Consider the following 13,118-nt stretch of genomic DNA (forward strand, 5'->3'; position numbering starts at 1 on the left):
GTATGACCGTGGCTGTTGATGTCCAGCGAGCGGTCCCTTCCCCGACACCGCAGGAGTCTTATTCATGCCCCAGACGAGAGCAACGATCGATTCGATGCGTCCCGAAATGTTAACGCTCACATACGAGGCCGCTTCCGAGCCGGCCCGGGTCCAGAGAGAGGGGCTCAGCTCCACCTTCCTGGGGCCCAGCGCGCTGGCCCTGGCGGTGCTCACGCTCCTGCCGGCCCCGGCCTCCGCCGCCACCCCGGTGTACACCATGACCGCGTTCACGAACTCGAGTGAATCGAACATGTACGTGTACCAGTCCTATGACGGCACCCATTACGGATTGATGAAGGGGCCCGCCTATACACCTCCGTCGGGATTGATCCGCGACCCCAGCCTCCTCCGACATACGGACGGGGTGTACTACGTGACGTACACCACGAACTGGGACGGCAACACGATTGGTTTCGCCAAGAGCACCGATCGCGTGAACTGGACCTTCATGCAGAATGTCACGCTTCCGACGGCGAACCTGCAGAACACCTGGGCGCCCGAGTGGTTCAAGGACAGCGACGGCAGTATCAACATCATCGTCTCGCTGCGCACCACGGGCACCAGCAACTTCACCCCTCATGTCATCAAGGCGCTCAACACCTCACTGACCGCCTGGTCCAGCCCCGTGCCCCTGTCGGGCCTGGGGCCCAACTACATCGACACGTTCATCGTCAAGCTGGGCAGCACCTACCATGCGTTCACCAAGAACGAGACGAGCAAGTACATCGAGTACGCGACGGCTTCCAGCTTGACCGGACCCTACACCTTCAAGGGCACCGGGGATTGGGCGGGCTGGGGCAACTGGGTGGAAGGTCCGGCCCTGATCCAGTTGGACAATGGCTCCTGGCGGATCCTCTTCGACGGATACTCGTCCGGGAAGTACTACTACAGCGAATCGGCCAACACCTTCGCCTCCTGGTCGGCCAAGAAGGAGCTCCCCTCGCTCACGGGCTTCGTCCGGCACCTGACCGTGCTGAAGGAGCCGGGACAGGCCGGTGACATCCGGCGCCTCCAGTCCTTCAACTTCCCGGACCGTTACGCCCGCCATTACAACTATCAAGCCCGCATCGATCCGAACGTGTCTCCGGTCGAGGACTCACGCTTCCGCATCGTTCCTGGACTGGCCGATGGCAGCAGCGCCGTCTCGTTCGAGTCGGTCAACCTTCCCGGCTACTTCCTCAAACACAGCAACTACGTGCTGGTCCTGGCGCGCGATGATGGCACGGACCAGTTCAAGCAGGACGCCACCTTCCGGGATGTCGCGGGCCTGGCGAACCCGGCCTGGACGTCCTACCAGTCGTACAACGTTCCGGGTTCCTACATCCGTCACTACGACTACACGCTTCGCATCGATCCCATCAACAGCTCGACCGGGCAGTCGGACGCGACGTTCAAGGAAGTCAGTCCGTGACCCGGAGCTGAACCCTGTCTCGTGATGACCCGAGGAAAGGAAGAACCTTCAATGACGAAACGCTCATCCCTCCCGCAGCGCGTGCTCTCCCTGGTCGTGGCGGCCCTGTCCCTGGGCCTCGCGGCGGGAACTGCCCTGGCTGCTCCCCCGAAGTATACGAACCCCCTGATTGCCCAGCGGGCAGACGCCCAGATCTTCAAGCACACCGACGGCTACTACTACTTCACGGCTTCCGTTCCGGAGTACGACCGGATCATCCTGCGGCGCGCGACGTCGATCCAGGGCCTGGCCTCCGCGGCGGAGACGGTGGTCTGGCGCAAGCATTCTTCCGGCGAGATGGCGGCGCACATCTGGGCGCCGGAGCTCCACTTCATCTCGGGCAAGTGGTACATCTACTTCGCGGCGGGTGCCTCCAACGATATCTGGAGGATCCGTATGTATGCCCTCGAGAACAGCAGTACCAACCCGTTGACCGGGTCCTGGACCGAGAAGGGCGCCATCTCCACGGGAGTGGATTCGTTCTCGCTCGATGCCACCACCTTCGAGCACAACGGCCAGCGATACATGCTCTGGGCGCAGTACAATCCAGACAGCAATGTGTACATCGCGAAGATGAGCAGCCCCACCACCCTCGCGGGCTCCCCGGTGCTGCTGACCAAGCCCGAGTATGCCTGGGAGACCCAGGGCTTCCGGGTCAACGAAGGCCCCGCGGTCCTCAAGAAGAACGGGAAGATCTTCGTCACCTATTCCGCCAGCAAGACCGATGACCGTTACTGCATGGGGATGCTGACGGCCTCCGACAGCAGTGATCTCCTCAATCCCGCTTCCTGGCGGAAGTCGCCGACGCCCGTGTTCGTCAGCAACGTGAACACGAGCCAGTACGGCCCCGGCCACAACTTCTTCACCGTGTCCGAGGACGGCCAGAGCGACCTTCTCGTCTACCACGCGCGCCCCTACCAGCAGATCAACGGGGACCCGCTGTACGATCCGAACCGCCACACCCGCGTGCAGAAGATCTACTGGAACGCGGACGGGACACCGAACTTCGGAATTCCGCTGGCGGATGGGGCCACGCCCTTCCGGTTCAAGTCATACAACCTGCCCAACTACGTGATCCGTCACTGGGAGTTCCGGGGCCGGCTCGAGACCAATGTGAATCCCCTGGCGGATTCGCAATTCCGGCTCGTGCCGGGCCTGTCCGGCTCGGGAACGGTCTCGTTCGAGTCGGCGAACTTCCCGGGCTACTACCTGCGGCACAAGAACTTGGAGGCCTGGGTGGAGAAGAGTGATGGCTCCACCTCGTTCAAGAACGATGCGTCGTTCTACCAGCGCTCCGGCCTGGCGAGCAGCGAGGGCTCGTCGTTCGAGTCCTACAACTACGCCGGGCGCTACCTGCGCCACTTCAACTACCTGCTCTACGTCCAGTCGCTCTCCACCGCCACGGACAAGGCGGACGCGACGTTCATCGCGGATTGAGGGCCGGGCGGGATGGACCGCCGGGCACGCGCCACCGCGTGTGCCCGGCGGTCCGCGCTACTTCTGGCCGTAGTACGCGCTCGGTCCGTGCTTGCGCTCGAAGTGTTTGCGAATGAGCCGGTCGGGGAGACGCGCGGCTTCGGGATGAATCCCACGGGTGATGAAGGCCATCTTCGCGAGCTCCTCCAGCACGGCGGCGTTGTAGACCGCCTTCTCGGGGGTCTCTCCCCAGGCGAAGGGCGCATGTCCGGCCACCAGCACCATGGGCGTGTGCAGGGGGTCGCGGTGGCGGAAGCATTCCAGGATCTGCTGGCCGGTCTCCATCTCGTAGTCGCGTTCCACCGCCTCGGCGCTCATGACCTCCGTGCAGGGCACGTCCTCGGCGAGGTGGTCGGCGTGGGTGGTGCCATAGATGGGGATGGGCAGGTGGGCCTGGGCCCAGCCGGTGGCATAGGTCGAGTGCGTGTGGACGATGCCTCCCAAGCCTTTGAGGTTGCGGTACAGGACGAGGTGGGTCCGCGTGTCGGAGGAGGGCCGCAGGGTGCCCTCGACGATCCTCCCCTCGAGGTCCACCACCACCATGTGCTCCACCTGGAGCTGGTCATAGGGCACGCCGCTCGGCTTGATGGCGAAGACGCCCGCCCGGGCGTCCAGGGCGGAGACATTGCCAAAGGTATAGATGGCGAGCCCACGCCGCGGGATCTCCATGTTCGCCGCCCAGGCTCGTTCTTTCAGTGCGTGGTATTTCGATTCCATGGCGCCTCGATGCCGTTGGGGAAGGGTGCTGCGTGGGGGTTACCCGCCCGCCTGGGCGGTCCGCTCGATGGGGGAGGAAACGGGGTGGGGTTGCGCGGAGTCCTGCCGGGCCGCGCGGGTGGACCCCTGGCGCGCGGGCGCTCTCGCCAGCACCTTCTGCAGCAGGCAGAAGACGAGCAGCAGCAGGCCAATGACGATCTTCGTCCACCAGGAGCTGAGGCTGCCCTCGAACATGATGAGGGTCTGGATGGTGCCGTAGATCAACACGCCGACCAGGGTGCCCAGGACATGGCCCGCGCCGCCCGTGAGCAGGGTGCCCCCCACCACCACCGCCGCGATGGCATCCATCTCCATTCCCTGCGCGTGCAACCCGTAGCCAGAGAGCATGTAGAAGGTGAAGGCGATGCCCGCCAGGGCGGAACAGAAACCACTGAACGTGTAGACGAAGATCTTCGTCCGCGCGACCGGCAGGCCCATCAGCAGGGCGGACTGCTCACTGCCGCCAATGGCATACAGCGTCCGCCCCAGGCGCGTGAAGTGCGCCAGGTACACCGCTCCGAGCAGGACCCCCAACGCCATGACGACATTGACGGAGACGGAGGTCTCGAAGGGCAGGGGATAGCGGATCGCGGAGACGTCGGTGAAGAAGGGATGGGAGATGGCGATCGAGTCGACGCTGATGAGGTAGCAGAGCCCCCGGGCGAGGAACATGCCCGCCAGGGTGACGATGAAGGGCTGGAGCGAGAAGTACTGGATGACGACCCCATGGATCAGTCCGATGGTGGCTCCCATCAGCAGGACCAGCGGGATGACCAGCGCGGGGCTCCAGCCCCGGTTCTCGACGAGGTGCGCCAGCACCATGGTGGTGAGCGCGGTCACCGAGCCCACCGACAGATCGATGCCGCCGGAGATGATGACGAAGGTCATCCCGACCGCGGAGATCAGCAGGAAGGCGTTGTCGATGAACAGGTTGAGGAAGACCTGGAGGGAGAAGAAGCCGTCGAACGCGATCGAGCCCGCGCCGAACATCACCCCGAACAGTCCCAGGGTGACCATGAACGGCAGGTGCCGCGGATCCAGCCGGGGCCGCGCGGGCGCGCGAGCCGGGAGGACGCGGGGCGCGGCGAAGAACCTGGAGTCGGTCTCGTTCCTCACAGTGCTTCCCCCAGCTTGCCCATCGAGGTGATGCGGTCGCGCACCCGATCGGACTGCAGGATGCTGACGAGAAAGACGACGGCGGCCTTCACCACCAGCGTCACCTCGGGCGGCACGCCGACGGAGTAGATGGTCGTGGTGAGGGTCTGGATGATGAGGGCCCCCAGCACGCTGCCCACCAGCGTGAACCGGCCGCCATTGAGCGATGTTCCGCCCAGGACCACCGCGAGGATGGCATCCAGCTCGAAGAGCAGGCCCGCGTTGTTGCCGTCCGCGCTCTTGACGTTCGAGCTGATGATGAGCCCCGCGATTCCGGCGCACAGGCCACAGAAGGCGTAGGCCCAGAAGGTGATGGCGCGTGCCCGGACTCCCGCGAAGCGGGCGGCGACGGGATTGAGCCCGACCGCCTCGATGAAGAGTCCCAGCGCGGTCCGGCGCGTGAGTACCAGCAGGAACAGCAGCACGGCGCTCACGATGAAGAGCGAGAACGGCAGCCCCGCGAGGAACCCATTGCCGATGAAGAAGTAGGGGGTGTGGTAGATGGTGATGATCTGCCCGCCCGTGATGAGCTGGGCCACGCCGCGCCCCGCCACCAGGAGGATCAGCGTGGCGATGATGGGCTGCATGCCGAAGAAGGAGATGAGCGCGCCGTTCCACATTCCGAGTGCCATCGCCACGCCCAGGGCCGCGAGGATGACGAGCGGCATCGGATGGCCGGCCGCCTCCGGTGCTCCACCGCCCGGAGAGAGCTGACCGCCGATCAGCGTCGCCGCCACCGCTCCCGAGATGGCCACCACCGCGCCCACCGAGATGTCGATGCCATGGGTGGCGATCACCAGCGTCAGCCCCATGGCGACGATCATCAGGGGCGCGGCGCGGTTGAGGATGTCGATCAGGCTGCCATACAGATGGCCGTCCCGGACGGTGACGGAGAAGAAGTGCGCGTTGAAGGCCAGGTTGAACGAGAGCAACAGGGCCAGGGTGATCAGCGGCCAGAAGAGCCGTCCCCTGATCAGCGCTCGCAGGGACTCGGACGCCCGGGACGCCCCGGGGGACTTCGTGGCCGCGCTCATACCTGTCCCCCCGCGATGATCTTGAACACCATGCTCTCGTCCGCCTCGCCCGACTTGATTTCACTGACCTTGCGCCGGTCGCGCATGACCGCGATGCGGTCCGAGTAGCAGAGCACCTCCTCGATCTCCGACGAGATGAAGAGGATGGCCATTCCCTTGTCACACAGCTCCATCACCTTCCCCATGATCTCGTGCTTCGCCGCCACGTCGATGCCGCGGGTCGGCTCGTCGAGGATGAGCATGCGCGGCTCGGTCGCCAGCCAGCGGGCGAGGAGGACCTTCTGCTGGTTTCCCCCCGACAGCTGCGAGATGGGCTTCTCCGCGCTCGGGGTCTTGATGCCCAGGGCCTCGATGTAGCCCGCCGCGAGCTCGTCCTGACGCTTGCGCGAGAGCGTGCGGAAGATGCCCCGCTTGGCCTGGAGCGCGAGCAGGATGTTCTCGCGGATCGACAGCTCGCCCACGATTCCCTCGTGCTTGCGATCCTCCGGGCAGAAGCCGATGCCGTGCTGGATGGCCTCCAGGGGGGAGGAGATCCGCGCGGCCCGGCCCTCGATCTTGATGGAGCCCTTCTCGGCCCGATCGATGCCGAAGAGCAGCCGGGCGATCTCGGTCCGTCCCGAGCCCAGCAGCCCTCCCATGCCCAGGGCCTTGCCCCGTCGCACCTCCAGGCCCACGTCCTGGACCGAGCCCCGCCGGCCGAGTCCCTCCGCGCTGAGGAAGGGCCCCTCGGCCGAGGTCGGCGCCTCGTGCGCGACGGCCTGCGTGCCCGCGGGGACGCGCGCGCTCTTGCCCCGGCCCGGGCCCGTCCCGGCCACTTCACGGCCGACCATCCGGGTGACCAGCTCGATGCGCGACACCTCCTGGACGGGGTACTCGCCGACGAGCTCTCCGTTCCTGAGGACGGTGATGCGGTCGGAGATCTCGAAGACCTGCTCGAGGAAGTGGGTGACGAAGAGGATGGCCATCCCCTGCGCCCGGAGCTTCCTCATGACCGACAGGAGCATCTTCACCTCGTCCTCGGCGAGACTCGAGGTGGGCTCGTCGAGGATGAGGATCTTCGCCCGCGCGCTCAGGGCGCGGGCGATGGCGCACACCTGCTGCACCGCGATGGAGTAGGAGGAGAGGGGAGCGGTGACGTCGAGCTGGAGATTGAGGTCCGCCAGCAGCGCCTCCGCCTTCTGGTGCATCTGCTTCCAGCGGATGGCGAAGGTCTCGGAGGCGTCCTGGCCGAGGCAGATGTTCTCCGCGACCGAGAGGTTCGGGCAGAGGTTGACCTCCTGGTACACCGTGCTGATGCCCAGCTTGCGTGCCTCGAGCGGGCTCCGGGGCTTGATGTCCTGACCTTGCAGCAGGATGCGGCCCGAGTCCGGACGATGAACCCCCGTGAGGATCTTGATCAGCGTGGACTTGCCCGCGCCATTCTGGCCCATGACCGTATGGACCTCGCCGGGCAGCAGGCGGAAGTCCACGCCCTGGAGCGCCTGGACGCCGGAGAACCGCTTGGAGATTCCCCTCATTTCGAGCACTGGAACGGTTTGCGTCATGTTCCTCTCCTCCGCGCGCGAGGCTCTGGGGCTCAGTACTTGCGGTTCGGGAACTCGCGGGCGGCGCTCTCCTGGGGGAACACGGACTCCTGCGTGACGATGCGCCGGGGCACCTGCTTGCCGGCCACCACGTCCTTCACCAGGCGCATCAGCTGCGGCCCCAACTGCGGGTTGCACTCCACCGTGCAGTTGAGCTTGCCGGCGATCATCGCCTCGAAGGCGCCCTTCACCGCGTCGATGGACACGATGACCACGTCCTTGCCGGGCTTCAGGCCGGCCTCCTCGATGGCCTGGATGGCGCCAATGGCCATGTCGTCGTTGTGCGCGTAGAGCACGTTGATCTTCTTGCCCTCGGCCTTGAGGAACGCCTCCATGACTTCCTTGCCCTTGGCGCGGGTGAAGTCACCGGTCTGCGAGCGGATGATCTTGAACTTCGGCTGCTCCTTGAGCACTTCCTCGAAGCCCTTCTTGCGATCGATGGCGGGAGCGGAGCCCACCGTGCCCTGGAGCTCGACGATGTTCACCTCGCCCTTGGCCGCGAGCTCCTGGATGGGCGGGTAGCTGACGAGCCACTTCGCGGCGCGGCGGCCCTCCTCCACGAAGTCCGAGCCCAGGAAGGACAGCCAGAGCGACTCGTCCTTCACGGAGACGGCGCGGTCGGTGAGGATGACGGGGATGCGGGCCGCCTTGGCCTCGCGCAGGACGGGCTCCCAGCCGGTCTCGACCACGGGCGAGAAGGCGATCACGTTCACCCGCTGGGCGATGAAGGAGCGGATGGCCTTGATCTGGTTCTCCTGCTTCTGCTGGGCATCGGAGAACTTCAGGGTGATGCCCTCCTGGGTGGCGGCCTCCTTGATCGACTGGGTGTTGGCCGTGCGCCACTCGCTCTCGGCGCCCACCTGGGAGAAGCCGAGCACGATGGAGTCCTTGGCCAGCACGGCACCGGGAATCAGCGCGAGGAAGACGACGACCGCGGAAGCGACCTTGAACGTGACACTCTTCATGGGGTGGCTCTCTGGAGGGAGGTACGGCTCTGGGGTTTGAGGAAGGGGAAGCCGTGTCACGCCGGGTGTCGGGCCCGCCGTGACACGGTGCGAAGCCGGCGCGCGACTAGCGGGCCAGCCGGTAGGCGAGGTCGTTCCAGCGCAGCTCGTTCTTGAGGGCGGTGAGGCTCGTCCCTGGACCGATGTGGATGAACTCGAGGCCCGCCATCGCCGCGAAGTCCTGGAGCTGGGAGACGGAGACGGCGCGGCTGAAGCCCGCGTGGTGCGCGCCGCCCGCGAGGATCCACGCCTCGCAGCTGCTCTTGAAGTCGGGCAGGGGCTTCCAGACGGCGTGCGCCACGGGCAGGTTCGGCATCGGGCTCTCGGCCTTCACCACCTCCAGCTCGTTCACGATCATCCGCATGCGTCCCCCCATGTCGACGAGGGTCGCGTTGAGCGCGGGACCGGTCCCGGCCGCGAAGACCAGACGGCAGGGCGGCGCCTTGCCGCCGATGTCGAGCGGGTGCACCTCGAGCGACGGCTTGCTGTCGGAGATCGACGGGCAGACCTCGAGCATGTGCGCGCCGAGCACGAGCTCGCGCCCCTTGGCCAGGTGGTACGTGTAGTCCTCCATGAAGGAGGCGCCCCCGGGGCGTCCCGCGCTCATCACCTTCATGACGCGCAGCAGCGCGGCCGTCTTCCAGTCACCCTCCGCGCCGAAGCCGTAGCCCTCCGTCATGAGCCGCTGGCAGGCGAGGCCGGGCAGTTGCTTGAGCCCGTGGAGATCCTCGAACGTGGTGGTGAAGGCGCTGAAGCCGCCCTCGCGCAGGAAGCCGCGCATGCCGATCTCCTGTCGCGCCGCATCGCGCAGGCCCGAACGGCGCTCGCCGCCCTTCCGCAGGGCGGGGACGAGGGTGTACGAGTCCTCGTACACCGAGAGCTGGGCATCGACCTCGGCGTCGCTCACGTCGGCGATGCGTCCGACCAGATCTCCCACCGCGTGGCCATTGACGGACCAGCCGAGCTGGATCTGCGCCTCGAGGCGGTCGCCGCCGGTGACGGCCACCTCCCTCATGTTCATGCCGCCGAAGCGGACGATCTTCATGCGCCGCGACTCGGCGAGGCCGCAGGCCGACCGCGCCCAGCCGTCGAGCTTCGCCAGGACATCCTCGTCCTTCCAGTAGCCGACGATGATCTTCCGCTCCAGCCGCAGCCGGGCCCCGATGAACCCGAACTCACGGTCGCCATGGGCGGACTGGTTCAGGTTCATGAACTCCATGTCGATCTTGTCCCAGGGCAGCTCCCGCTCGGTCTGGGTATGCAGGTGGGCCAGGGGCTTCTGGAGGCGCGATAGCCCGGCGACCCACATCTTCGACGGCGAGAAGGTGTGCATCCAGGTGATGACGCCCACGCAGTTCGGCGAGTTGTTGGCCTCCAGGCAGACGTTCTGGATCGCCTCGGCGTCGGTGAGCGTGGGCTTGCAGACCACGCGGACCGGCAGCTTGCCGCAGGAGTCGAGGTACTCGGCGATCTGCCGTGAGTTGGCGGCGACCTTCGCGAGGGCCTCGTTCCCATACAGGTGCTGACTGCCCGTGAGGAACCACACTTCCTGCGTCTTCAAGTCAATCATGCTCATGCTCCTGGTTCTCGTCCCGGTCCGGCTCCGGACCGGTCATGTTCAAGGGTGGGCGTCGTCCTGCCGGGTCAGCTGCCTCTGCACGAAGCCGCCCAGCTCGAGGTACTTCGAATAGAGCGACGCATAGTGGTGGGCGCGCGCCGGGTCGGGCCGGTACGTCCGCTCGGTGCCGGGGGACATGGCCTCCTGCGCCGCCTCGACCCGGGGGTAGAGGCCCGCGGCGGTCGCCGCGAACATCGCCGCCCCCACCGCCACGGCCTGGTCGCCCGCGCAGACGGAGATCTCCATGTCCATCACATCCGCCACGGTCTGCATGATGAAGGGGCTCTTGCGCGCCACGCCGCCAATGGCGATGGCACTGTCGAGCCGGACCCCCTCCGCCCGGAAGCGCTCGACGATGGCGCGCGAGCCGAAGGCCGTCGCCTCCACCAGGGCCCGGTAGAGCCGCGGGGCGTCCGTGCCCAGGGTGATGCCCGTGACGGCCCCCTTGAGGCGTTGATTCGCGTCGGGCGTCCGGCGTCCGTTCATCCAGTCGAGCGCCAGGAGCGAGCCGTCCTCGAGCGGAAGCTCCTTCGCGGCGCGCTCGAGCTCCGGAAGGATGCGCTCCATGAGCGCGTCGCCGAGGACGCGGCGGGTCTCCGGGTCGGTTCCGGTCTGGGAGGGAAGCAGGGCATCGAGGGGCCAACAGAGCAGCCGTTTGAACCAGGCATAGACATCGCCGAAGGCTGACTGTCCCGCCTCGTAGCCCATCATCCCCGGGATGATGGAGCCGTCGACCTGGCCGCAGATGCCCGGCACCAGCCGCTCCGGCCCCCGCGTCCGGGGCGCCACGGCCATGTCCAGGCTGCTCGTCCCCATGATCTTCAGGAGTTGATGGGGCTTGATGTTGCCGCCCACCGCGCCCATGTGCGCATCGAAGGCGCCCACGGCGACGAGGGTGTCGTGCGGCAGGCCCAGCTTCACCGCCCACTCCGCGGAGAGCGTGCCAAAGGGGATGTCCGAGGTGAAGGTCTCCTGCCCGAGCGAGGCCTTGAACTCGACCAGGCGCGGATGGAGCCGGGCGAGGAACTCATCCGCTGGGTAGCCGCCGAACTCGGCGTGCCACATCGCCTTGTGCCCCGCGGCGCAGCGGCTGCGCTTGAGCTTGCCGAGGTCGTCGCACCCGGTGAGGACGGCAGGAATCCAATCACACAACTCCAGGATGCTGACCGCCGCCTGGGACACCGCGGGATTGGTCTCCACGACGTGCAGCACCTTCGCCCAGAACCACTCGCTGGAGTAGATACCGCCCTCGTACTTCGTGAAGTCGGCCCCGCCCCAGGTGCGCGCTGTCTGGTTGATGCGCTCCGCTTGCGCCACCGCCGTGTGATCCTTCCACAAGAGGAACATGGCGTCCGGGTCCTCGCGAAACCCGGGCGTGAGCGCGAGGGGCACGCCGCGTTTGTCCGTGAGGACGGGCGTCGAGCCGGTGGTGTCGGCCGCGATGCCACGCACCCGGGAGGCGACCTCTCGTCCCGCCCGTGCGGTCACTTCCGTGATCGCCGCCTGCATCGCCTCCAGATAATCCAGCGGGTGGTGGCGGAAGCGGTTCTCGTTCGGCTCGCAATAGAGCCCCCGGGCCCATCGCGGATAATGCTGAACCGAGACACTCACCACTTCCCCATCCGCCGCGTCCGCGATCACCGCCCGGACCGAGTCCGTTCCAAAATCAATCCCGATGACAAACGCCCCGCGCTTCATGGGGACCTCCAAGTGGATTTCGAGGGGTGGGAACGTGACCAGGCTTTCTCGCAAGGACATCCCATGGCCAAGAATTGTGAACGTTCACATGGGGGGACGTCAAGCAAGGGCTTCTGGAGGGAAGACATGATGCGTTGCGCCAGCGCATGACACGTGCCAGCCTGTCTGGGCCGAGCCGGGAACAGGCTCGGTGTCGGCGTATTTATTCAGGGGCGCGGTCAACCAGACGGGGATAGGCTGTCGAGTATGAGCAGTGGATCACAGAAGGGAAGTAAGATTCGGAAGGGTGGGCAAGGGCCCGCCGTCATGACGGATGTCGCGAAGCTGGCCCGGGTATCGCATCAGACGGTCTCGCGCGTGTTGCACGACAGTCCGCACGTGAAGGGAGAAACCCGCGAGCGCGTTCTCGCGGCCATCCGGCAACTCAACTACCGGCCCAACTCGGTGGCGCAGGCGCTGGTCACGGGGCGCTCGCGGGTCATCGGGGTCGTCAGCCTGGACACCGTGCACTACGGTCCCGCGTCGACCCTGCTCGGCATCGAGGAGGCGGCGCACAACGCGGGCTACGCGGTCAGCATCACCAGCCTGCGCTCGCGCAGCCGCACCTCGGTCCTCGACGCGGTGCAGCTTCTGCGGGACCAGGCGGTCGACGGGGTCGTGGTCATCGCGCCCCATACCACCGCGTTGGAGGCCCTGCGCCGGTTGCCCCCGAACCTTCCCGTGGTCGCGGTCGGTGCCGGCTCCACGAACGCGGTGCCCGTGGTCGCCGTGGATCAGATCGGCGGCGCGAAGGCCGCCACGCAGCACCTGTTGGATCTCGGCCATCGGACCGTCTGGCACCTCGCCGGGCCCGCGGATTGGATCGAGGCCGAGCAGCGCATCTCCGGGTGGCAGGCGGCGCTCAAGCAGGCGGGAGCCCCCATCCCCGCGCTGTTGCGGGGGGACTGGAGTGCCCACTCCGGCTATGAGCTGGGCCGGCAGTTGTTGGACAAGCCCGACGCGACCGCGGTCTTCGTGGCCAATGATCAGATGGCCCTGGGGCTGCTGCGTCGGCTCCACGAGGTCAACCGGGAGAAGCCCCGGCAGATCAGCATCGTCGGCTTCGATGACATCCCCGAGGCGGGCTACTTCACGCCCCCGCTCACCACGGTGCGCCAGGACTTCGCCGAGGTGGGGCGGCGCTGCATCCACCTGCTCCTCGGACAGATCGAGGGCAGTGCGAAGACCAAGGAGCATGTCCTGGTGCCCATTCAGCTCATCCTGCGCCAGAGCACCGCCGCGGCGAAGGCGCGCTGAGGCCGGCGG

Annotated in this window: 10 protein-coding genes; 3 read left to right on the forward strand and 7 right to left on the reverse strand. The window is 66.6% G+C overall.

Annotated elements, in window-relative coordinates:
* The first annotated feature begins 106 nt into the window (after positions 1 to 106).
* Positions 107 to 1,450, forward strand: a complete 1,344-nt coding sequence (locus CYFUS_RS24670; protein ID WP_232537749.1) for a glycoside hydrolase family 43 protein — start codon at positions 107 to 109, stop codon at positions 1,448 to 1,450.
* Between the two features lie 51 nt (positions 1,451 to 1,501).
* On the forward strand, positions 1,502 to 2,926 hold the full coding sequence (locus CYFUS_RS24675; protein WP_095987463.1) for a family 43 glycosylhydrolase: 1,425 nt from the start codon (positions 1,502 to 1,504) through the stop codon (positions 2,924 to 2,926).
* Positions 2,927 to 2,983: 57 nt separating this feature from the next.
* On the opposite strand, the gene araD is transcribed toward CYFUS_RS24675, so the two are convergent.
* The 7 genes from araD to CYFUS_RS24710 all read right to left on the reverse strand — a co-directional run bounded on the left by araD (position 2,984) and on the right by CYFUS_RS24710 (position 11,813).
* Positions 2,984 to 3,682 (reverse strand): L-ribulose-5-phosphate 4-epimerase AraD, encoded by a 699-nt coding sequence (araD, locus tag CYFUS_RS24680; protein ID WP_095987464.1) that lies wholly within the window; start codon positions 3,680 to 3,682, stop codon positions 2,984 to 2,986.
* A gap of 39 nt (positions 3,683 to 3,721) precedes the next feature.
* The gene (gene yjfF / locus CYFUS_RS24685; RefSeq protein ID WP_095987465.1) at positions 3,722 to 4,837 is read right to left on the reverse strand and encodes a galactofuranose ABC transporter, permease protein YjfF; all 1,116 of its coding nucleotides are present in this window, start codon (positions 4,835 to 4,837) and stop codon (positions 3,722 to 3,724) included.
* Positions 4,834 to 5,910, reverse strand: coding sequence for an ABC transporter permease (locus CYFUS_RS24690; protein WP_095987466.1), 1,077 nt, complete (start codon positions 5,908 to 5,910; stop codon positions 4,834 to 4,836). Before CYFUS_RS24690 ends, yjfF begins: the two co-directional genes overlap by 4 nt.
* Positions 5,907 to 7,454 (reverse strand): sugar ABC transporter ATP-binding protein, encoded by a 1,548-nt coding sequence (locus CYFUS_RS24695; RefSeq protein ID WP_095987467.1) that lies wholly within the window; start codon positions 7,452 to 7,454, stop codon positions 5,907 to 5,909. Before CYFUS_RS24695 ends, CYFUS_RS24690 begins: the two co-directional genes overlap by 4 nt.
* A gap of 32 nt (positions 7,455 to 7,486) precedes the next feature.
* Entirely contained in the window at positions 7,487 to 8,458 is a 972-nt protein-coding gene (locus CYFUS_RS24700; protein ID WP_095987468.1) for an ABC transporter substrate-binding protein, read from the reverse strand.
* A gap of 106 nt (positions 8,459 to 8,564) precedes the next feature.
* Complete coding sequence (gene araA / locus CYFUS_RS24705) at positions 8,565 to 10,067, reverse strand: L-arabinose isomerase (protein ID WP_095992199.1); 1,503 nt, start codon at positions 10,065 to 10,067, stop codon at positions 8,565 to 8,567.
* Between the two features lie 48 nt (positions 10,068 to 10,115).
* Entirely contained in the window at positions 10,116 to 11,813 is a 1,698-nt protein-coding gene (locus tag CYFUS_RS24710; protein WP_095987469.1) for a ribulokinase, read from the reverse strand.
* Between the two features lie 306 nt (positions 11,814 to 12,119).
* On the opposite strand from CYFUS_RS24710, the gene CYFUS_RS24715 reads away from it, so the two are divergent.
* Complete coding sequence (locus tag CYFUS_RS24715; RefSeq protein ID WP_198316753.1) at positions 12,120 to 13,109, forward strand: LacI family DNA-binding transcriptional regulator; 990 nt, start codon at positions 12,120 to 12,122, stop codon at positions 13,107 to 13,109.
* Positions 13,110 to 13,118 lie beyond the last annotated feature (9 nt).

Source organism: Cystobacter fuscus, assembly GCF_002305875.1.
Taxonomy (GTDB): Bacteria; Myxococcota; Myxococcia; order Myxococcales; family Myxococcaceae; genus Cystobacter; species Cystobacter fuscus_A.

Coding starts and splice junctions, on each gene's coding strand:
- CYFUS_RS24700 (WP_095987468.1), bottom strand. CDS start 8,458: ATGAAGAGTGTCACGTTCAAGGTCGCTTCCGCGGTCGTCGTCTTCCTC.
- CYFUS_RS24710 (WP_095987469.1), bottom strand. CDS start 11,813: ATGAAGCGCGGGGCGTTTGTCATCGGGATTGATTTTGGAACGGACTCG.
- CYFUS_RS24715 (WP_198316753.1), top strand. CDS start 12,120: ATGACGGATGTCGCGAAGCTGGCCCGGGTATCGCATCAGACGGTCTCG.
- CYFUS_RS24690 (WP_095987466.1), bottom strand. CDS start 5,910: ATGAGCGCGGCCACGAAGTCCCCCGGGGCGTCCCGGGCGTCCGAGTCC.
- CYFUS_RS24675 (WP_095987463.1), top strand. CDS start 1,502: ATGACGAAACGCTCATCCCTCCCGCAGCGCGTGCTCTCCCTGGTCGTG.
- CYFUS_RS24670 (WP_232537749.1), top strand. CDS start 107: ATGTTAACGCTCACATACGAGGCCGCTTCCGAGCCGGCCCGGGTCCAG.
- araA (WP_095992199.1), bottom strand. CDS start 10,067: ATGATTGACTTGAAGACGCAGGAAGTGTGGTTCCTCACGGGCAGTCAG.
- CYFUS_RS24695 (WP_095987467.1), bottom strand. CDS start 7,454: ATGACGCAAACCGTTCCAGTGCTCGAAATGAGGGGAATCTCCAAGCGG.
- araD (WP_095987464.1), bottom strand. CDS start 3,682: ATGGAATCGAAATACCACGCACTGAAAGAACGAGCCTGGGCGGCGAAC.